The organism is Fundidesulfovibrio agrisoli (genome assembly GCF_022808715.1).
GTDB classification, from domain to species: Bacteria; Desulfobacterota; Desulfovibrionia; order Desulfovibrionales; family Desulfovibrionaceae; genus Fundidesulfovibrio; species Fundidesulfovibrio agrisoli.
Window position 1 is genome coordinate 1 of the sequence record NZ_JAKZKX010000048.1, and the last position, 3,619, is coordinate 3,619.

At 63.1% G+C, this 3,619-nt stretch carries 3 protein-coding genes; all 3 read right to left on the bottom strand.

The features are described from left to right. On the bottom strand, positions 1-311 hold a 311-nt coding region (locus tag MLE27_RS17785; RefSeq protein ID WP_243313973.1), incomplete at its 3' end, for a hypothetical protein. A gap of 22 nt (positions 312-333) precedes the next feature. Next, positions 334-1,692, bottom strand: coding sequence for an HlyD family type I secretion periplasmic adaptor subunit (locus tag MLE27_RS17790; RefSeq protein WP_243313974.1), 1,359 nt, complete (start codon positions 1,690-1,692; stop codon positions 334-336). Positions 1,693-1,696: 4 nt separating this feature from the next. Further along, the coding region (locus MLE27_RS17795; protein ID WP_243313976.1) for a peptidase domain-containing ABC transporter at positions 1,697-3,619 on the bottom strand (1,923 nt) is incomplete at its 5' end.

Sequence of the window (3,619 nt, forward strand, 5' to 3'; positions counted from 1 at the left end):
GTCAAAAACTGCACGATGGCGCCGCGCTCGCCCACGGTGACGGCCACTTCCTGCCCTGGGGAGGTCAGCCAGGCCACTTCGCCGGATTCGAAAGCCACCGAGCCGGAGCCCATGAGGGGCAAAATACTGAGCTGCAGGCAGGGGATGCTCAAGCCGCCCAGGTCTTTCTGGGGGACGTCGATGCCGGTGAAGGCGATCACATGCCGGCCAGGCTCAAGGGGGACGAGGGTCAGCTCGGGAGTGGCGACAGACTCCGTACCTCGGCTCGCGGCCGTCCCCTTGTTGGCGAAAAACATATTGCTGGTGACCATATCTGCTCCTTGAAGCCTGAAATTAGCGTTCCCTGATGGAATCGTCCAAAGCGCGCATGATGGGGTACATCAGGTAAGTGATGACCTTGCGCGAACCCACCTTGATGCCGACTTCCAGGCTCATGCCCGGAACCAGCCTAAAATCGTCCGGCACGTTCCTGATCTCGCTCATGTCAGTAATCTCGACACGCGCCGGGTAGACACCCACCCTGCCGGTGGGGGTGTCCTTGGTGAGCTGGTCCTCGCCCACCACGCGCACCTTGCCTCTGAGCAACCCGTGGCGGTGGTAGGGGAAGGCCTCCAGCTTGATGACGCAGGGATCCCCCACGCGCAGGAAGCCGATGTCCTTGGGCTGGATGAGAGCCTCGACCTCAAGGGGCACGTTGAGCGGAACCAGGGATAACACCGGTTCGCCCGCCTTGACCACGCTCTCGCTGGGGTATTTGACGATATCGAGGACCACTGCGGTCACCGGGGCGGTGAGGGTGGAGAGCTCGCTCATACGGGAAGACTTGGAGACCTCCTCGGTGACGGTGCTAAGGTCCTGCCGTGCCATGGCCAGCTTGTTGCTGACCTCGTTGCGCCAGTTGCTGACGTAGGCGTCTTTCTCGGCCTTGAGCTGCTGGAGCATATGACGCTTGGCCGCGAGCTCGCCCTTGGCCTTCTCGTGCTGGGCGGTGATGTTGGCCAGCTGGTTCTGGGCGTCCAGGAAGGAGAGGCGGGAGTCCACGCCCTGGCGGTAGACCTCGCTGCGCATGTTCATCACTTCCTGGCCCACATCCACCTGCTTCTTGGTGATGGAGACCATCTTCTCCAAGGAGGCGATGTCGCTCTCGGTCTCGGCGGTCTTGCCCTGAATGGCCTTCATCTTGGCGCTGAACTCGTCACGGCGGCCGGCCAGAATCTTGAGCTGCTCGGAGGTTTCCTCCTGGGTGGTGCCCTGCGGCGGCACATAGGGCTTGCCGTTCAGCTCGCACTCCAGGCGGGCGATGTCCGCCTTGGTGCGCATGAGGCGGAAACGGTTCTGGGTATCGGTGGCCGTGGAGAAGGTGTTGTCCAGGCGCACCAGGGTCTGGCCCTCGGCAACCACCTGGCCCACCTTGACGTCGATGGAGCGTATCACCGTGTCGGAGAGCGGCGAGATCACGATATCCTTCCCGGAGGAGACGATGCGCCCCGACCCGGTGACCTGGATGTCCACGTCAGACACGACGGACCATGTCAGCAGGAAGACCAACAGGAGCATGATGGTGTAGAGCGTGAGCCGCGCCGTCCTAGGCAGGGGGGTGTTGGCTATCTCGGATGCGTCCGGCTGGAACTCCACCATGTCCGGGTGGATCGAGGGCAGGGACGAGTCGTCTTTTTTCTTGGGCAAAAACATCGCGTTATCCTTGTGCCTGCCAGCCGCCGCCGGTCAGCGCGCCAGGCTCCATGTGACGGTTCTGCTTGTGCCAGAGATCTGCGTAGATAGGGCAGGTGCGCAGCAGGTCGTGATGCGGCGCGTTGCCGACCAGCAGGCCCCTGTCAAGCACGACGATGGAGTGCGCCGAGGCCAGCATGGACAGCCTGTGGCTGACGATGATGAGCGTGCGGCCCTTGGCGATGCCCGCCAGGTTGGCCTGGATGATGGATTCGGATTCGGCGTCCAGGGCGCTGGTGGCCTCGTCCAGGATGAGGATCGGCGGCTCCATGATGAGCGCCCGGGCGATGGCCAGACGCTGGCGCTGACCGCCCGATAGGTTTGCGCCGCCCTCCACGATGGGGCTGTCGTAGCCCTGGGGCAACCGCTGGATGAATTCGTCCGCGCCGGCCAGGCGCGCGGCCATGACCACCTCCTCGAAGGTGGCCGAGGGTTTGGTGGCGCTTATGTTGTCGCGCACGGTGCCATGGAACAGGAAGTTCTCCTGCAGGACCACGCCGATGGATCGGCGCAGGTGGGCCAAGTCGATGTCGCGCAGGTCCAGGCCGTCCACCGTCACCCGGCCTTCCTGCAGGGGATAAAGCCCCTGGATGAGCCTGGTCAGGGTGGATTTGCCCGAACCCGAGCGGCCCACGATGCCGATGATGGAGCCGGCCGGGAAATTGAGCGAGAGGTCCATCAGGGCCGGGGGCGAGCCCGGGGCGTAGCGGAAGGTCACGCGCTCGACGCCGATGGAGCCGGAGATGGGCCCAACCAAACCACGTGCGGTAAGGGGGCGCTCCTCCGGGCGGTTCATGATCTCGCCCAGCATGGAGACCGAGAGGCCGATCTCCTGGTATTCGTGCAGGATGGACACGATGGAGACAAGCGGCTGAGTGACCTTGCTGGAGAGGATCTGGAAGGCCACGATGGCGCCCATGGAGAGTTGGTTGTCGAAGGCAAGGGTCGCTCCCACCCAGACCACCAGCAGCGAGGTGAGGTTCTGGATGAAGGAGGAGCTCGTGCTCACAACGGCGGAAAGCTTCTCCACATGGAAGGCGGTGGAGACTGAGCGGGAGCTCAGATTCTCCCAGGTGCGAAACTGATGGGGCTCCAGCGCCAGGGACTTCACCGTGTGGATGCCTCTGATCGACTCCACCAGATGGGAGTTGCGCCGTGCCTCGGCCTCGTAGTGGAAGCGCAGGCGTTTGCGGAAAGCGCCCATGGCGAAGCCGGTGATGATCGCCACCACCACCGACATGCCCAGCACGATGCACGTCAGCGCGGTGCTGTAAAAGAAGAGCAGCGGAATGAGTATGATAAGGATGGTGGCGTCCAGGATGGTCAGGAACAGCCGCCCGGTCATGAACTGGCGTATCTTGTCCTTTTCGCCGATGTGCTTGAGCAGGATGCCGGCGGGGGTGTTGTCGAAGAAGTCGATGGGCAGGCGCAGCACGTGTCCGTAGATGACGCGCGCCAGGTTGAGGTCCATCTTGTTGGTGGCGAAGAGCAGCATGTAACGCTTCAGGTACGAGAGCACCGCATCGAGGATGAAGATACCCAGCAGACCTATGGAAAGCACCATGAGCGTCGAGACGCTCTGATGCTGCAGGACCCTGTCCAGAACGAGCTGCATGTAGATGGGAAAACCCAGCGTCAGCACGTTCGCCGTCATGGTGGCCAGGGCGATGTCGCGGAAGATTTTCTTCTGTTTGAACATCTCCGGCACGAACCAGCCCAGGCCGAAGGGCTGCCGCTCGTCGGTGACGGCGAACGTCTTCTTGATCATCATCGCCTGGCCGGACCAAGCCGCCTCAAGCTGCTCCCGGGTGTAGAACTGGAACTGGTAATTGCCGGAGGAAGGGTCGATCAGGGCGACGTCGCCCGACTGGGCCTCGCCCCGGACGCC